The organism is Halomonas sp. TH-94, from assembly GCF_057473365.1.
On the sequence record NZ_JBYCKL010000057.1, the window covers coordinates 1 to 14993 of the forward strand.

General features: G+C 63.2%; 16 protein-coding genes. 6 read left to right on the top strand and 10 right to left on the bottom strand.

Annotated features, from left to right (window positions below; translation table 11 throughout):
* Together AC2VNO_RS10750 and AC2VNO_RS10755 are read left to right on the top strand one after the other, a co-directional pair.
* Positions 1 to 291, top strand: a 291-nt coding sequence (locus AC2VNO_RS10750) for a hypothetical protein (protein ID WP_486934132.1), incomplete at its 5' end; no start/stop codon positions are given.
* Positions 281 to 1102: an ankyrin repeat domain-containing protein gene (locus AC2VNO_RS10755; protein ID WP_486934133.1), complete on the top strand. Its 822-nt coding sequence runs from the start codon at positions 281 to 283 to the stop codon at positions 1100 to 1102. The genes AC2VNO_RS10750 and AC2VNO_RS10755, both read left to right, overlap by 11 nt.
* A 118-nt stretch (positions 1103 to 1220) precedes the next feature.
* On the opposite strand, the gene malG is transcribed toward AC2VNO_RS10755, so the two are convergent.
* From malG to copM, 4 genes are all read right to left on the bottom strand, one after another.
* Positions 1221 to 2111, bottom strand: a complete 891-nt coding sequence (gene malG / locus AC2VNO_RS10760) for a maltose ABC transporter permease MalG (protein ID WP_486934134.1) — start codon at positions 2109 to 2111, stop codon at positions 1221 to 1223.
* A 25-nt stretch (positions 2112 to 2136) separates the two neighbouring features.
* Entirely contained in the window at positions 2137 to 3750 is a 1614-nt protein-coding gene (gene malF / locus AC2VNO_RS10765; RefSeq protein ID WP_486934135.1) for a maltose ABC transporter permease MalF, read from the bottom strand.
* Positions 3751 to 3810: 60 nt separating this feature from the next.
* Positions 3811 to 4998 carry a maltose/maltodextrin ABC transporter substrate-binding protein MalE gene (gene malE / locus AC2VNO_RS10770; protein ID WP_486934136.1) on the bottom strand — a complete coding sequence of 396 codons (1188 nt, stop codon included), beginning with the start codon at positions 4996 to 4998 and terminating at the stop codon, positions 3811 to 3813.
* A 199-nt stretch (positions 4999 to 5197) separates the two neighbouring features.
* Positions 5198 to 5767, bottom strand: a complete 570-nt coding sequence (gene copM / locus AC2VNO_RS10775; RefSeq protein WP_486934137.1) for a CopM family metallochaperone — start codon at positions 5765 to 5767, stop codon at positions 5198 to 5200.
* A 95-nt stretch (positions 5768 to 5862) separates the two neighbouring features.
* On the opposite strand from copM, the gene AC2VNO_RS10780 reads away from it, so the two are divergent.
* From AC2VNO_RS10780 to AC2VNO_RS10795, 4 genes are all read left to right on the top strand, one after another.
* Complete coding sequence (locus tag AC2VNO_RS10780) at positions 5863 to 6315, top strand: nodulation efficiency, NfeD-like protein (RefSeq protein WP_486934138.1); 453 nt, start codon at positions 5863 to 5865, stop codon at positions 6313 to 6315.
* Positions 6316 to 6399: 84 nt separating this feature from the next.
* The gene (locus tag AC2VNO_RS10785; protein ID WP_228575360.1) at positions 6400 to 7446 is read left to right on the top strand and encodes an SPFH domain-containing protein; all 1047 of its coding nucleotides are present in this window, start codon (positions 6400 to 6402) and stop codon (positions 7444 to 7446) included.
* A 136-nt stretch (positions 7447 to 7582) separates the two neighbouring features.
* On the top strand, positions 7583 to 7741 hold the full coding sequence (locus AC2VNO_RS10790) for a YhfG family protein (protein WP_228575340.1): 159 nt from the start codon (positions 7583 to 7585) through the stop codon (positions 7739 to 7741).
* 21 nt (positions 7742 to 7762) lie between these two features.
* Positions 7763 to 8359, top strand: coding sequence for a putative adenosine monophosphate-protein transferase Fic (locus AC2VNO_RS10795; RefSeq protein WP_486934139.1), 597 nt, complete (start codon positions 7763 to 7765; stop codon positions 8357 to 8359).
* 10 nt (positions 8360 to 8369) lie between these two features.
* On the opposite strand, the gene zapE is transcribed toward AC2VNO_RS10795, so the two are convergent.
* The 6 genes from zapE to AC2VNO_RS10825 are packed head-to-tail and all read right to left on the bottom strand — an operon-like array spanning position 8370 to position 14972.
* A complete protein-coding gene (gene zapE, locus AC2VNO_RS10800; RefSeq protein WP_486934140.1) occupies positions 8370 to 9515 on the bottom strand; it encodes a cell division protein ZapE in 1146 nt (381 codons plus the stop codon).
* Complete coding sequence (locus tag AC2VNO_RS10805; RefSeq protein ID WP_486934141.1) at positions 9512 to 9985, bottom strand: GNAT family N-acetyltransferase; 474 nt, start codon at positions 9983 to 9985, stop codon at positions 9512 to 9514. Before AC2VNO_RS10805 ends, zapE begins: the two co-directional genes overlap by 4 nt.
* Before the next feature lie 43 nt (positions 9986 to 10028).
* Entirely contained in the window at positions 10029 to 11390 is a 1362-nt protein-coding gene (gene astB, locus AC2VNO_RS10810; RefSeq protein ID WP_486934142.1) for an N-succinylarginine dihydrolase, read from the bottom strand.
* Positions 11387 to 12856 carry a succinylglutamate-semialdehyde dehydrogenase gene (gene astD, locus AC2VNO_RS10815; protein WP_486934143.1) on the bottom strand — a complete coding sequence of 490 codons (1470 nt, stop codon included), beginning with the start codon at positions 12854 to 12856 and terminating at the stop codon, positions 11387 to 11389. Before astD ends, astB begins: the two co-directional genes overlap by 4 nt.
* Positions 12853 to 13899 carry an arginine N-succinyltransferase gene (gene astA / locus AC2VNO_RS10820; protein ID WP_228575328.1) on the bottom strand — a complete coding sequence of 349 codons (1047 nt, stop codon included), beginning with the start codon at positions 13897 to 13899 and terminating at the stop codon, positions 12853 to 12855. Before astA ends, astD begins: the two co-directional genes overlap by 4 nt.
* The gene (locus AC2VNO_RS10825; RefSeq protein ID WP_228575326.1) at positions 13899 to 14972 is read right to left on the bottom strand and encodes an arginine N-succinyltransferase; all 1074 of its coding nucleotides are present in this window, start codon (positions 14970 to 14972) and stop codon (positions 13899 to 13901) included. Before AC2VNO_RS10825 ends, astA begins: the two co-directional genes overlap by 1 nt.
* Positions 14973 to 14993 lie beyond the last annotated feature (21 nt).

Consider the following 14993-nt stretch of genomic DNA (forward strand, 5'->3'; position numbering starts at 1 on the left):
ATTGCATTTGATGAAAGCACGTTAGGCACCAAGCCTGAGATCGCGATTTACTTACTCGAGCAAGGCGCCGAGCCCAACATTCGCCTAGAGAATGGAGTGACGACTGCTTGGGGGGTATATGACAGGCTACAGCGCTTGCCTCCTGGTGACATTCGCCAAGGCTTCGAATCAGTACGCGACATGATGATCGAGCGCGGCGTCGAGTTCCCCCCGCCCTCGCCTATCGAAGTGCGCGAGCAGATGCGCGCCGAGGGGCTGACACCGCGTGTGCCCCCCGGTCATGAACGCTGATCTGTTTATGGGCAGGACTGGGTTCGTTCTGGTCGCTTTCCTGATGCTGTTACTGGCCGTATCGGGCTGTCAGGTCAAGCCTAATCGTCACACTGCCGACGAGTTATTCACCGGTCCGCATCTCGAACTCGCCCGGGCCATCGAGCGCAACGATATGGCGGCATTGCGCCGCGAAGCCGAAGGAGTCGACCTCACCGCCCGAGGCGATAAGCAGATGACCCTGATGTGGTTCGCCATGCTGCAGCAGAATCCCGATGCCGTACGCACCTTGGTCGAGCTAGGCGTACACCCAGGTGAAGGTTCGATAGAAGAAGCTGAGGCTCGAACTCCTTTAGGGGCGGCATTGATGAGCAGTGAAACACGTTATCTGGCTTCCATGCTGGATGGCGGCCTGTCGCCCAATGATGGGGGCGATACACCGCTACTGGAGCAAGCTGTTATCAGCGGCACACTAGAGCACGTTAAGCTGCTAGTAGGGCGAGGTGCAAAGATCGACGCAGCTCCGGGAGCCGTAGGAAGAACGGCCTTCGATCTAAGCACCTCAGGTACGAAACCCGAAATTTCGATTTATCTATTGGCCCAGGGGGCTGCACCTAACATTCGCACCTCAACGGGTGTTACAACTGCTTGGCGAGTTCACAATCGCATCGAAGATGCCCCGCCCAGCCCCCTTCGCGACGAATTCATCAAGCTTCGCGACATGATGATCGAGCGCGGCGTCGCGTTCCCCCCGCCCTCGCCTATCGAAGTGCGCGAGCAGATGCGCGCCGAGGGGCTGACACCGCGTGTGCCCCCCGGTCATGAACGGTAGGTTGAACGGCGGCAAAATGAACGCCCGCCGGCTTTGAACTGCCCCCCAATAGTTGGACGGTTCAAAGCCGGCGGGCGTATTCGTCTCGGTAAGATGCAGCGCTTTCCTGACAAAGGCGTTAGCCCTTCACTCCCCCCGCCGTCAGCCCGCCGATGATCCAGCGTTGGCAGATCAGGAAGGCCACGGTGATGGGTAGACCGGAGAGCACCGCTGCCGCAGCGAAGTTGCCCCAGCGCTGGTTGTGGTCGGCCAGGTACTGCTGGGCTCCCACCGCCAACGTCAGCTTGTGCTCGTCGACGAGCAAAACGGATGCCATGGGGTACTCCATGATGCTCATGACGAAGGCGAGGATGAACACCACCATCAGGATTGGCAGCGACAGCGGCAGCAGGATGTAGCGAAACGCCTGCCAGGTGCTGGCACCGTCGACCATGGCGGCCTCTTCCAGCGAGCCGTCGATGGATTCGAAGTAGCCCTTGATGGTCCAGATGTGCAGCGCCACCGCCCCCAGCGAGGCGACGATCAGCGCACCATGGGTATTGATACCGAGTGCCGGCACCAGCTGTCCCAGGCGGTCGAACAGCGCGTATAGCGCCACCAGCGAGAGCACCGCCGGGAACATCTGAAAGATCAGCATGCTCTTGAGGATCGGCGCCTTGCCAGCGAAACGCATGCGAGCGAAGGCGTAGGCACTGGTGGTGGAAAGCAGCACGATCAGAAACGACGATACCAGCGCCACCTTGACAGAATTCCACAGCCACAGCAGCACCGGGAACGGCGGCTGTATCACGCTGCCGTCGGCGCGCTCCCAGGGAATGCCCAGCGCCAGCGACCAGTGTTCCAAGGAAAAATTCTCCGGAATCAGGCTGCCGGTGGCGAAGTTGCCCTCACGGAAGGAGATCGAGATCACCAGCAGTAGCGGGAAGAGGATCAGTGTGAGAAAGCCGATCAAGGCGAGATGAGCCGCCAGCTTGCGTATCCGAATCGAACGCGGTTGAACCATGGCCATGACGATTCTCCTGTGACCTTGCGAATCAGACCCTGACCTTGGCCAGGCGCAAATTGAGCAGCGCCAGGCCCGCGACCAGCAGGAAGATCAGCGTGGCGATGGCGGCCGCCAGTCCGAAGTTCTGTCCGGCGTCCTGGAAGGCGATGCGGTAGGTATAGCTCACCAGCAGGTCGGTAGTGCCCGCTGGCGTACTCGCCCCGAGGATGTCGGGGTTGCCTCCGGTGAGCAGCGCGATCAATACGAAGTTATTGAAATTGAAAGCGAAGCAGGCGATCAGCAGCGGTGTGAGCGGCTTGATGATCAGCGGCAAGGTGATCTGGAGAAGATTGGTGAGCGGACCACCGCCGTCCACAGCAGAGGCCTCGTAGAGATCCTTGGGGATCGACTGGATCAGCCCCATGCACAGCAGCAGCATGTAGGGATAGCCGAGCCAGGTATTGACGATCAATAGCATACTGCGAGCGAGCCAAGGGTCGGTGAACCAGCCGGGACGTACGCCGAACAGAGCATCGAGGATAAGGTTTATCTCGCCGAAGTGCTGATTGAACATTCCCTTGAAGATCAGGATCGAGATGAACGCCGGCACCGCGTAGGGCAGGATCAACAGGGTGCGGTAGAGTGCCTTGCCGCGCAATTGGTCCCACTGCAGCAGCGAGGCGAGCACGAAGCCGACGACCAGGGTGAACAGCACGGTGAGCCCGGCGAAGACAAAGGTCCATACGAAGATCTGAATGAAGGGGCCGCGGATGTCGGGGTCGAGGAAGATCCGCGCGTAGTTGTCGAATCCCACCGCCACCGGCCAGCCCGGCATGATGCGTTCGCCCTCGTCGGTGACAAAGAAGCCCGTCTCTCTATCAGCGACCAATAGCCGGTCGTCACGGCGGTCGTAGAGAGTGCCGTCATCGCGGGCTTCGTATCGATCGAGCATGGGGGCGTAGTGGCGCAGCCCGGCCATGCGCAGCTCGAGCCCCTCGGGGGTGACCAGCACAAGATTCTGCAAGGCACCTCGGTTGGCGATCACGTCGCGCATTGCCAGTGGTTCACCGGCGAGCTCACCTTCGGCAGGCTGGATACCGACATGGCGGCGCTCATTACCCTCCAGCGATATCGGGCCGGTGACGAATCGCGAGCCCCCCTCGAGCGCCGCCTCCAGCTCGGCTTCCGCTTCACCGGTACCCCCCGGGACACCCTCCCTTTCCAGATAGAGCTGCAGCCCCTCGGCGGTGCCATAAAGGAGAAAGCCGAAGGTGGCACTCTCCTCCTGATAAGTGCGCGACAACAGCTGGGCGCGTACCCGGTCCTCGCTGAGCAGGTTGCTGGAGCTGTAATTGCTGAAGCTGATACCGACGGTATAAAGCAGGGGAAATATGACGAATACTGCCATGCTGGCCACGGCAGGAAAGATATAGCGGTGGCTCATCAGGCGGCGGCGGGTGAAGACCACGCCCAGCGCAGCTCCCAGTACCAGGAACAGAAGAGCGAAAATCTGCTGGCCGTTGAGGTGGAAAGCCAGCACCAGCCACAGCAGCGCCAATACCAGCGCCGCCACCAGGCCCCGCAGGGCCCAGCGAGTGTAGCGCTCGGCGGGGTAGCGGGAACGGTGGCGAGGCAGGCCGCGGGAAGCATTGATGGTGTACATGGTTAGCGTCCTGCACCAGGTCGACGACGATAGGCGCCGACCTGGCATCGAGCGGGTTCGTTACTGGCGCATGCGGCGGGCCGCGGCATCCAGGGCTTCGCGAGGCGACTGACGCCCACTGCCGATATTTTGTAATGCCGGCTCCATGGCCGCCCAGAAGGCTCCCATCTCGGGGATGTTGGGCATCGGCATACCGAACTCGGCGTTTTCGAGAGTGGCGGCAATATTGGGATCGCGCTCCAGCTCTTGCTGGTAATCGATATGCGCCACGGCACCCAAGGTGCCGTCGCTATTGAAGGTGCGCATGCCCTCCTCGCCGAGCAGGTAGCTCTCCAGGAACTCAACGGCGAGGAAGTCATTGGGTGAAGCCGAATTGATCATGGCCGCCATCACGCCGAACATCGGTCTGGCACGCTCGTCCCCCACCTTGGGCAGCAGTGCGACGCCGTAGTCGATACCGCTCTGCTCCAGGTTGCTCCAGGCCCAGGGGCCGCTGATCATGGTCGCCACTTCGCCACGATTGAAGCGCGTGTCCATGATGCTGTAGTCGGTACCACGAGGCAGCACGCCGCTCTCGATCAGCTCCACCAGCAGCTCGGCTCCCTGGATGGCCCCTTCGTTGTTGACGCCGATGTCATCGACATCGAAGCCTTCTTCGGTTTGACGGAAGGGATAGCCACCGTTGGCCGCCAGCAGAGTCCACCCGTAGTAGGGCTCACTGTAGTCGAACAGGATGGCTTTCTTGCCCTGCCCGGCCAGCTCGGCATCGAGTGCCGCGAGCTCCGCGAAGCTCTCCGGCGGCGTCTCGATCAGGGCCTTGTTGTAGATAAGCCCCAGCGCTTCCACCGAGATCGGATAGCCGTAGTGCTCACCGTTCCATAATGTGGCGTCCCATGCGAAATCGAAGTAGCGCTCACGAAAATCGCCGGAAGGGGCAACAGGCGCGAGAAGGCCGCTTTGCGCCCACTCGCCGATTCGATCGTGAGCCCATATCACGATGTCAGGCCCCTGGCCGCTCCCAGCCGCCTGCTGAAAGCGGTCGGTGAGATTGTCCGGGTTGACGATCTGCACTCTGATCCCTGTTTCGTTCGTGAACTGGCGAGCCACTTCACGGATGCCGTCATAGCCTTTGTTGTCGCCCATCCAGATCGTCAGCCGGTCGTCGTCGAAAGCGTTGGCGGAGAAAGCCAGACCGCTGCCGAGCGCGGCCAGCACGGAAAGCAACACACCGTGGCGTGTCCGATGCATGAGTTGAACCTCCGGATTGTTGTTATCGGCGCCAATGCCGCTGCAGCATGGCGATAGCGAACATATCCAGACTCGCCAATTACGGCTTCGGGGTCCTCCTCCCCGGGGGGCGTAGCGGTGGCGTATGAGTGGGGCGTAGCGGAAGCGGGGGAATGGCTAGCTCGGGTGGGGCGGCATGCAGCATGCCGCCCCAGGTGGGTCACTCGGCAGTCGTCTCTTCCTCGTCGTAGCCGTGCTTGGCCAGCCAGTCGCGCAGGAAGGCGATCTCGTCCTCCTGAGCTTCGATGATCTCGCGAGCAAGGTCACGGATCGCTTCGTCCTCGCCGTGCATCAACACCACGTTGGCCATGTCGATGGCGCCCTGGTGGTGGGGGATCATGCCGCGAGCGAAATCGGCGTCGGGGTTGCCGGTGAAGTCGATCGACATATCTTCATGCATGCGTCGATTGACGTCGCGGTAGGCCTGAACCGCCTCGTTGTCGGCATGCTCGTCGGGCTCATGGACACCATGGGCGTGATCGTCATCATCGTGCTCAGCATGGTCGTGATGGCCCGCATGCGCCTCCGTCTCGTCGCCGTTGGCTGCTTCAGCGTCATCGCCTGCGTCCTGCCCCTGCTGCTCTTCAGCTTCAGCGGGCTCTACCTGCTCTATCTGCTCCTGGGCCTGGGCTTCCTCTTCCGAGGCCAGGGCAGGCGCCGCCAGCAGGGCGCTGCCCGCCAGAATGAGAGCCAATGCTGAAAAAGGACGTACTGCCAGGGTGTGCGACATGATGCTCTCCTTTACCATGGGTGTCGTACGGCTACGATAGAACCAAGTGCAACGCAGGTCACCCTGCGCCCGGGAATATAGATCACGAGACTACCATGGACTGGAACCCTGCCCTTGTCTGGCTGGCCATCGCCCTGCTGTTGGGCCTGGCGGAGCTTTCATCCGGCGGCCTGGTGCTGCTGTCACTGGCAGTCGCAGCCGCCCTCACCTCGGCCCTGGCGGCGCTGGGAATCACCCTGCCCTGGCAATTGCTCGCCATGGGAGTTTTCTCGGGCGTCCTGATTCCAGTTGCGGTCAAGGTGATCCGGCCCTGGTTCTCGCCCCGGGGCGTCTCCTATGGCACCACCGGCACCGGCGTGGAGAAGGGCCACACCTACACCACGCTCAAGCGCGACTACGACGGCGCCAGCGGGGTCAAGGTCAACGGCGATTTCTATCGCCTGCGCGTGGCCGAGACCGGCGAAACCGAGCTGCCGGAAGGCTCGCTGGTGATCTTTCAGGAATTCGATGGCACCACGGCCATCGTCAGCCACGCGCCCCAGAGCTAGCCATACCCGATCTACAGCGTTAGGCGCTTCGCTCCATCAAGCGTCAGGATTACATTCGTCGACACAAGGAGTCGTAACGTGAACATGGACCTACCCATCAACCCGGGGCTGCTGATAGCCCTCATCGTTGTCGTCATCGGCATTCTCATCATCGCCAAGGGCCTGGTGATCGTGCGCCAGTCCGAAGTCATGGTGATAGAGCGCCTGGGGTCGTTCAACCGCCTGCTGGAAAGCGGCATCAACATCATCATCCCTTTCATCGAGCAGCCCCGTGCCATCACCATGATTCGCTACCAGAAACGCGGTGAAGAGTACCTTCCCATCACGACCAGCGAAGTGCGCATCGACCGTCGCGAGACCGTGATGGATTTCCCTGGCCAGCCGGTGGTAACCACCGACAACGTCACGGTACGTATCAATGGAGCGCTCTATTATCAAATCATCGATCCGCGTCGTGCCGTCTACGAGATTGAGAACATGAGCCAGGCGGTAGAGGTACTGGCCAAGACCACCTTGCGCTCAGTGGTAGGCAAGATGGAGCTCGACAAGCTGTTCGAGTCCCGCGCCGAGGTCAACAACGAGATCCAGACGGCGATGGAAGAGCCCGCCTCCAAATGGGGTGTCAAGATCTCGCGGGTCGAGGTGCAGGACATCGCCATGCCCGAGGAAGTTGAGACTGCGATGCGACTGCAGATGGCAGCGGAGCGCAAGCGCCGCGCCACCGTGACCGAAGCGGAAGGTGAGAAGTCCGCCGCCATCGCCAAGGCTCAGGGCCAGCGCGAGTCGGCAATTCTCAACGCCCAGGGGGACAAGGAGTCGGCCATCCTGCGCGCCCAGGGCGAGCAGGAGTCGATCAAGCTGGTACTCAGCGCCATCGGCGACAGCGACGAGCACAAGCGAACCGTAGTCGGCTACCTGCTCGGCCAGAGCTACATCAAGGCGCTGCCGACCATGGCTCAGGAGGGGGAGCGGGTGTTCGTGCCCTATGAGTCATCCGCACTGCTCGGCTCCATGGGCATGTTCCGCGAGATGGCCGGCTCGCCGGAGGATACCGTGGCGCAGCACCTGCGCGGCAGCGACCGCCAGAGCGGCTTTCGCAGCGGCATCGTCGGCGGAGCGGCCAGCAGCTAAAGATTGAAAGCTGGGCATCGGCTGTCAGGCCGATGTCCCAGCCTCTTTCCAATGCCAGCGACTAGCGACCGGGCAGGAAGCATCGTGGGCCGAAATGCGTTAAAATACGGGCATCGGCAAATTCGAGGTCATCCGCATGATCAAGGTATCCCTCAAGACCAAGCAGGACTATTTTGCCAAGGTCAAGCAGCATAACTATGCGGCCAGCCTGCGCCTGGAAGGGTTCAGTGCTCCCGATGCGCCACATGCGCTGCCCAGCAAGTCCGCCACGCTGGAAAAATATCGCCAGCGCTGAGCGTGGCCACTAGCTGCTGTCATGGACAAGTACGGCGTCGGCCAGGATCCCTACTGTTACGACGGTACCAACGTTTTCAAAAATCTTCTCGAGATTCGTGACGATACAACCCTGCAGGAAGCCGAACGCGAGCTGACGATCATTGCTGCCGACGGAATTCCTTTCTCTCTCCCGCCCTACGATTTTGACTATCTCAAGACGCTGCACAGGCGGCTCTTCCGCGACCTTTATCCTTGGGCCGGCGAGATCCGTGCCATCGACATTTCCAAAGGCGATACGCGCTTTTGTCATTGCGACCGCATCGAGCCGGAAGCGAAAAACCTATTCACCCAGTTAGAACGAGCCGACTGGTACACAGACCTTGAACGTGACGAATTGATAGTGGCCGCCGCCGAGTTTTACGGTGATCTCAATGTTCTGCACCCCTTTCGGGATGGCAACGGCAGGGCGCAGCGTATTCTCTTCGAGCATCTGATCATCAATTGCGGCTACGAGATTTCATGGGCCGGGCTGGATCGGGACGAATGGATCCGAGCCAACATCGCTGCTTACTACTGCGATTACGATCCCATGGTCGCAGTTTTCAGGCAGTGCATCGGCGCGCCGCTTACCGAATGACAAAGCCGGTTCAATCGTTCGCAGGTAGCCCACCAAACCTTTCCAGCTGCATTTCCTGCAGCCGGCTGAGGGTGCGCCGGAAGGCGAACGCCAGGTAGCCGTGAGGGTAAAGCGCCTCCATAGCCACCTCGGCTTCGACGTAGAGGGGCACTCGGCGGTCGTAGCACTCGTCGACCAGGGCGATGAAGCGGCGCACGCCATCGTCACGACGCGACAGCGGCGGCAGCTCCCGCTCACCCGCCTCGACACGCTCGCTGCTATCTTCGGTACCGCGAGCGATACTGCCCTGCGCATGGGCATCGTTCAGCCGCGGCACTTCGCTGAGCAGGACGTGATCGAACTCGTCGACCAGCGCGATGAAGTCCATTGCGGAGAGCGGCTGCTCGCACAGTTCGGCGTAGCGACACCACACCACGTTCTCACTGCGGCGCTCCACCTCAATTCGTCGATGACCCAATTCAATTGGCTCGGCACTGGCGTTTTCAGCCTGCCTCAAGCGCTCGAAGAGGTTTGTCAGTGGGCTCGGCCGGCCAGACTCGGTCACCCAGTAACGCTGACATGGCCGACCGGGGTGCAGGCGATGATCATAGCCGCCGTCGAGCTCAACCACTTCCATGTGACGTTGGATGGCTTCGATGGCGGGCTGGAAGCGCTCACGGTTGAAGCCATCGGCATAGAGCTGGTGCGGTGCCTGGTTGGACGTGCACACCAGCACCAGACCGTGCTCGAACAAGGCCTGCAGCAGGCGACCGAGCAGCATGGCATCGGCGATGTCGCTGACGACCAGTTCGTCGAGGCAGAGCACGCGCACCTCGGAGGCCAACTCTTGCGCCAGTGCCTTGAGAGGGTCGCTGGTACCACTCAAATGGAATTGACGCTGATGCACCCAGCGCATGAAGTGGTGGAAATGCAGGCGCCGGGAAGGCACCCGCAGGTGGCGGTGGAAACCGTCCATCAGCCAGGTCTTGCCACGGCCCACCGGTCCCCATAGATAGACGCCGGGTACGGCCCTGCGCTGCTCCGCGGCCCTTTCGCCGTGCAGCGACTGGAAACAGACATCAAGCCGTGCCGCAGCGCTCTGCTGGGCCGCGTCCGGTGCAAAACCTTGGCGCTCGACTGCCTCGCGATACAACGCCAGCGGCGAGGCGGTCGTCATGCCTCGAGACGGCGCAGCATGATGGTGACCTCTTCGCCTCGGTAACTCAGCGCTTCATGGTCTTGCCAGCCGAGACGACGATAGAGGCCCTGCTGGTCGGGGGTGTAGAGGTAGAACTGGCTGAAGCCGCTGTCAGCGGCTTCCTCTTCGACGCGGCGAATCAGCCTGGCGGCAATGCCCTGCCCGCGCCATTCCGGCAGCACGAACACCGAGGCCAGCCAGGGCGTGAGTTCGCGACGACTGTCCATGTCCTCGGCCATCAACGCCGCCGTTCCTACCGGCCGGTGGCCTGCCATGGCCACGAATACGGAGGGCACGCCGCCGTCACCGCACTCGCGGCGAAATGCCTCGCGGTAGGATTCGGCGGTGCTGCCCGGATGCAGGTGGCCCCATTCGGCGTAGGTCCAGCTCGACACCGTAGCGACATGGGGCGAGTCTGCATTCAAGCGTACCAAGGTGATATCTCGCATAGATTTCCTTATCCGGACGTTGCCTGCGCTGCGCTCTATGACCTCATCCTAATTGAAACGGATAGACCGCGCCGATCTGAAGTATGCGAGTGAGTTCATCCAACGCATTCAGGGTCTCGTCGGCCAGCTGAGGGTCGGCGAGGTCGTCGGGTGCCAGCCGGTCGCGGTAGTGGCGCTCGACCCAGGCGACGAGTTCGTCGTGCAGGACGTCGGTAAGCAGCACGCGACCGGTCAACGCGGCACGCTCCTCGGCGGAGAGCACTACCCGCAGGCGCAGGCAGGCAGGGCCACCACCGTTGCGCATGCTCTGCTTGACGTCCTTGACGATCACATCGGTGATGGGATTGTGGCCGGCCAGCAGGAGGTCCTGGATGGTGCGCCATACCGCTTCGCGTTCCTGGCACTCGCCGGGTACCACCAGCGTCATGGTGCCGTCGGGGTTGCTGAGCAGCTGCGAATTGAACAGGTAGGAGGCCACGGCATCCTCCAGGCTCACCGCCTCGCTGGGCACACGCACCGGAATCAAGGGCGAGGCCATCTTGCTGCGCAACGCCTCGAGGGTGGCCTGCTCGTCGAGGAAAGCCATCTCGTGATAGAGCAACACCGGGCCATTGCCCACTGCGATCACGTCGTTGTGGAACACGCCGGCATCGATGGCGACGGGATGCTGTTGAGCGAATACCGTCTGGACTTCCGAGAGGCCGTGCTGGCGGGCTACCGCCTGGCTCGCCTCCAGAGTCTGTCGCGCGGGAAAGCGCTTGGGCTCATGAGCCGAATCTCCGCCGAAGGCCTGGCGACCGTAGACGAACAGGTGTACTCCGGCATCGCCGTGTTCGCCGCACAGGCGTGTGTGGTTGGCCGCGCCCTCGTCGGAGAAGGCCGGGGTGGCCGGCAGTACCGGGTGATGAGCGAAGTGCGCCTCGCTGCGGAAGATGGCCGCCAGCACGCGGCCGGTGGTTTCCGGCTCCAGAAAGCGATGGAAACTCGACTGCAGGTTGGCAGGAGTGAAGTGCACCCGCCCGTCCGGTGCATCGCGGCTCGGCGTCACCGTTCCGGCATTGGCTGTCCACATGCTCGAGGCCGAGCACACCGCGCGAAGAACCTGAGGTGCCTCGCTGGCCGCCCGCGCCAGCACCTCACGATTGCTGCCGGAGAAGCCCAGCGAGCGCAGCGCGCCAAGATCAGGCCGCTGCTGGGGCGGCAGCACACCCTGTGCGTAGCCGGCATCCATCAGCGCCTTCATCTTCTCCAGGCCCTGCAACGCCGCTTCCCGGGGGTTGGAGAGCAGCCCGCCATGACTCATGGAAGCGACATTGCCGTGGGCCAGGCCCGAGTAGTTGTGAGTGGGGCCCACCAGGCCGTCGAAATTGACTTCCCGGTAGTCGGCGTTCGTCGTTTGGCTCATAACACCACTCCGGGCGGCAAGTTGTCAGGCAGGGTCAGGGTCTCGGCCTCCATCGAGGCCACCGGGTAAGCGCAGTAGTCCGCCGCGTAATAGGCGCTGGGACGATGGTTGCCGCTGACGCCCACTCCGCCGAACGGGGCATCGCCGGATGCACCGGTGGTCTGGCGGTTCCAGTTGACGATGCCGGCGCGAATGCGCAGCAGGAAGTCGTCCCAATCGGCGCGCTCGCCGCCAATCAGCCCGGCGGCGAGGCCATAGCGGGTGTCGTTGGCCAGCTCCAGAGCGTGATCCCAGTCGCGGTAGCGATAAACCTTGAGCAGTGGGCCGAAGTGCTCTTCGTCGGGCACATCGAGCCCGGTCACGTCGATCAACGCCGGCGAGAGCAGGCTGGTGTCCTCTTTCAGGCACTCCATGCGTGCCAGCACCACGCCGCCCAGCGCCTCCAGTTCGTCCTGGGCCTCGAGCAGCCCCTGTGCCGCCTCGCGGCTGACGAGGCCGCCATAGAACGGTGCCGGCTCCTCGAACTGCCCTGACACCCGCAGGCGGGCCATGGCATCGACCAGGGCATCGAGCAGGTGATCGCCGACCTGCCCCTCGGGCACGATCAGCCGCCGGGCGCAGGTGCAGCGCTGTCCGCCCGAGAGAAAGGCCGACTGCAGGATGGTCAGCACAGCGGCGTCCTGGTCGTGCACGTCCTTGACCACCAGCGGATTGTTGCCACCCAGCTCCAGCGCCAGGATCTTCTCCAACTGGTCGGCGAACTGACGGTTGAGCAAGCCACCGACTCGAGCGCTGCCGGTAAACAGCAAGCCGTCGATACCCGGGTGCGACGACAGCGCCTGGCCCACTGAAGCACCGCCCTGCACCAGGTTGATCACGCCGCCGGGCAAGCCTGCCTGCTGCCAGCACTGCAGGGTGAGATCGGCGGTCAGCGGGGTCTGCTCGCTGGGCTTGAATACCACCGTGTTGCCGGCCAGCAGCGCCGGCACCATGTGGCCGTTGGGCAGATGGCCGGGGAAGTTGTAGGGGCCGAATACCGCCATCACGCCGTGCGGCCGATGGCGCAACACGGCCGTGGTGTCACCGAGATCGCGGCTACGCTCGCCGGTACGCTCCTGATACGCGCGCACCGAGATCGCCACCTTGCCGATCATGGCGCCCACTTCGGTGCGCGCTTCCCATAGCGGCTTGCCCGTCTCGCAGGCAATCGCCCGGGCCAGGTCCTCGCGGTGGGTCTCCAGCAGTTCCCGAAAGCGCTCCACTACGCTCAGACGCTCGGCGAAGCCGAGCCGCGCCCAGGCCGGGAAAGCATTGCGGGCAGCCTCTACCGCTGCCGCCACCTGGCTGTCGCTGGCGCTTCCCCCCTGCCACAGGGTCTCGGCGGAAACCGGATCGCACTTGGTGAAGCCCTTCGCCTCGCCCGGCAGCCAGCGGCCGCCGATCATCAGCTGTTGCATCGCGTTCATGATGTCTCCTCGGTATCCAGGACGCGCAGCGAGTCGCCGGCCGCCACGCCCAGCCGCTGCGCTTCTGCCTCGCTCAAGGTGAGGGTGCCCTCCTCGTCGGGGCCATGGGCCACCCAGGCGGAGCGAAAATTCGCCATGCCGGTGCTCGCCGCCAGCCAGCGCGGACGCCCGCTGGGCGTCTCGCTGCCGCTGCGAATCTCGGCCCGACAGCGTCGCGACTTGCGAATCGCGCGCACGTCGTCGATGTAAGCCTCCACCGTGGGCCCGCCATCGAAGATGTCGATGTAACCTTCCCAACGCAGTCCCTCTTTCTTGAGCATGGCCAGCGCCGGGCGGGTATCGCGGTGCACCTTGCCGATACAGGCCCGTGCCTCGTCGGAAAGGAAGGGGGTATAGATGGGGAACTTGGGCATCAGCTCGCCGATGAAGCTCTTCTGACCCAGCCCGGTGAGGCGATCGGCCTCGTCGAAGTCCATGGGGAAGAAGTGGCTGCCCAGGCACTCCCAAAACGGGCTCTTGCCACGCTCATCGAACACGCCACGCATCTCGGCCAGCACCTTGTCGGGAAACTGGTCGCGAAACTCGGCCATGAACAGCCAGCGCACCAGCGACAACAGCGTGCCGTTACGCTGGTGCCGACGCTCCTTGCCGCGGAAGGCGGGGCGCAGGAACAGCGAGGCCACTTCAGCGTCGCCGGTGTGGTCGGAGCTGAGAAACAGGGTGTCGATGGTGCGGTGCAGGTCGAGCTGCACCGAGGAGTGGGCCAGTGTGCCCAGGCGGTAGTGATAGAACGGTACCTCGCGGCCCACCTGCCCCTCGATGGCGCAACAGCCCGCCAACTCGCCGTTGGTTTCGTCTTCGAGTACGAAGAAGTAGTTGCGCCGGTCGGCCGGCGTGCGCTGCTCGAAAGCACTGACCGCAGCGGCGATCTTGTCGCTGAGGAATTCACGGTTGTCGGGCAGCGAGGTGAAGCCGACTCCGGTTTCGCGGGCGATCTTCTGCAGTTCTTCCAGGTCGCCCTCGGCAATCGGTCGGATACGCATCACAGCTCTCCCTCGTCGAAGCCCAGTTCGTCCTCACCGGCGGTGGGCAGCGCCAATGGCGCCGCCAGCACCGCTCGCCCTTCCTCCACGCCGAGCAGCTCGGCGTGCTCGGGGGAGAGCATCAGCTGGCCGGTAGGCGACAACGCATAGCGCGCTATCACGCAGCGGAAATCGGCCAGCCGCTGGTTGGCAATCATTGCCGGCTCGGCATCCGGCAGTGCGTGTGCCGGACGCACTCGCACCGGGTGCCAGGCGGCGCGACGGAAGGTGTGCAAGCGTTCGCGTTCGCCCTTGATCACCGGGCCGGCGTCGAACAGGTCGACGTGACGCGAACGCATGAAACCCTCGGCCAGCATCTCGGCCATGGCCGCCTCATGAGCCGGATGCTCACGCCCGATGGCGGCCCTGGCCTGGGGGGTGAGCAGCGCCAGGTAGAGGGGAAACTGCGGCATCACCTCGGCGATGAAGCTCTTCGAGCGAACCCCGGCGAGATAATTGATCTCGTGATAGTCACGCACGAAGAAATGGCGGCCAACGCTGTTCCAGAACGGCGATTCGTTCTGCTCGTCGAGATAGCCGGGGAAGGCCATCGCCAGCACCTCGGCGAAGCGTTCCGGATACTGGGCGATGAACATCAACCGCGCGCGGCGCAGCAGGCTTTCTGCGCTGGTGCCGCGATAGCGGGGATCCAGCGATAGCGCGCATAGCTGAGTGGTTTCGGAAACCTCGTGGGAGAGCGCCAGGGTCTGTACCTCACGGCGCACGTTGAGCTGCTGCGAGGCGTGGATCAGCGTTTCCTGACGATAGGTGTAGTAGGCCTCCCGCGCACCGGCCTCGGCGCGCAGGGTGGCGGTGCCCACCACCTCGCCGCGCTCGAGATCCTCGAGCACGAAGGTGTAGTGTTCGTCGCCGGGAAAGTCCACTTCGCGCCCGAACGACTGCCGCGAGCGGGCGATGCGCTCCTCGAGACGGTCCCGATGGGCCGGCAGGTTGGTCAGGCTCGGCGTCGCCAAGCCCGCCAGTCGCTCCAGGGCCGGCAGGTCGGCCGGCCGAACGGGGCGTACGACCATCATGGCGAGATCTCCAGGTCGATT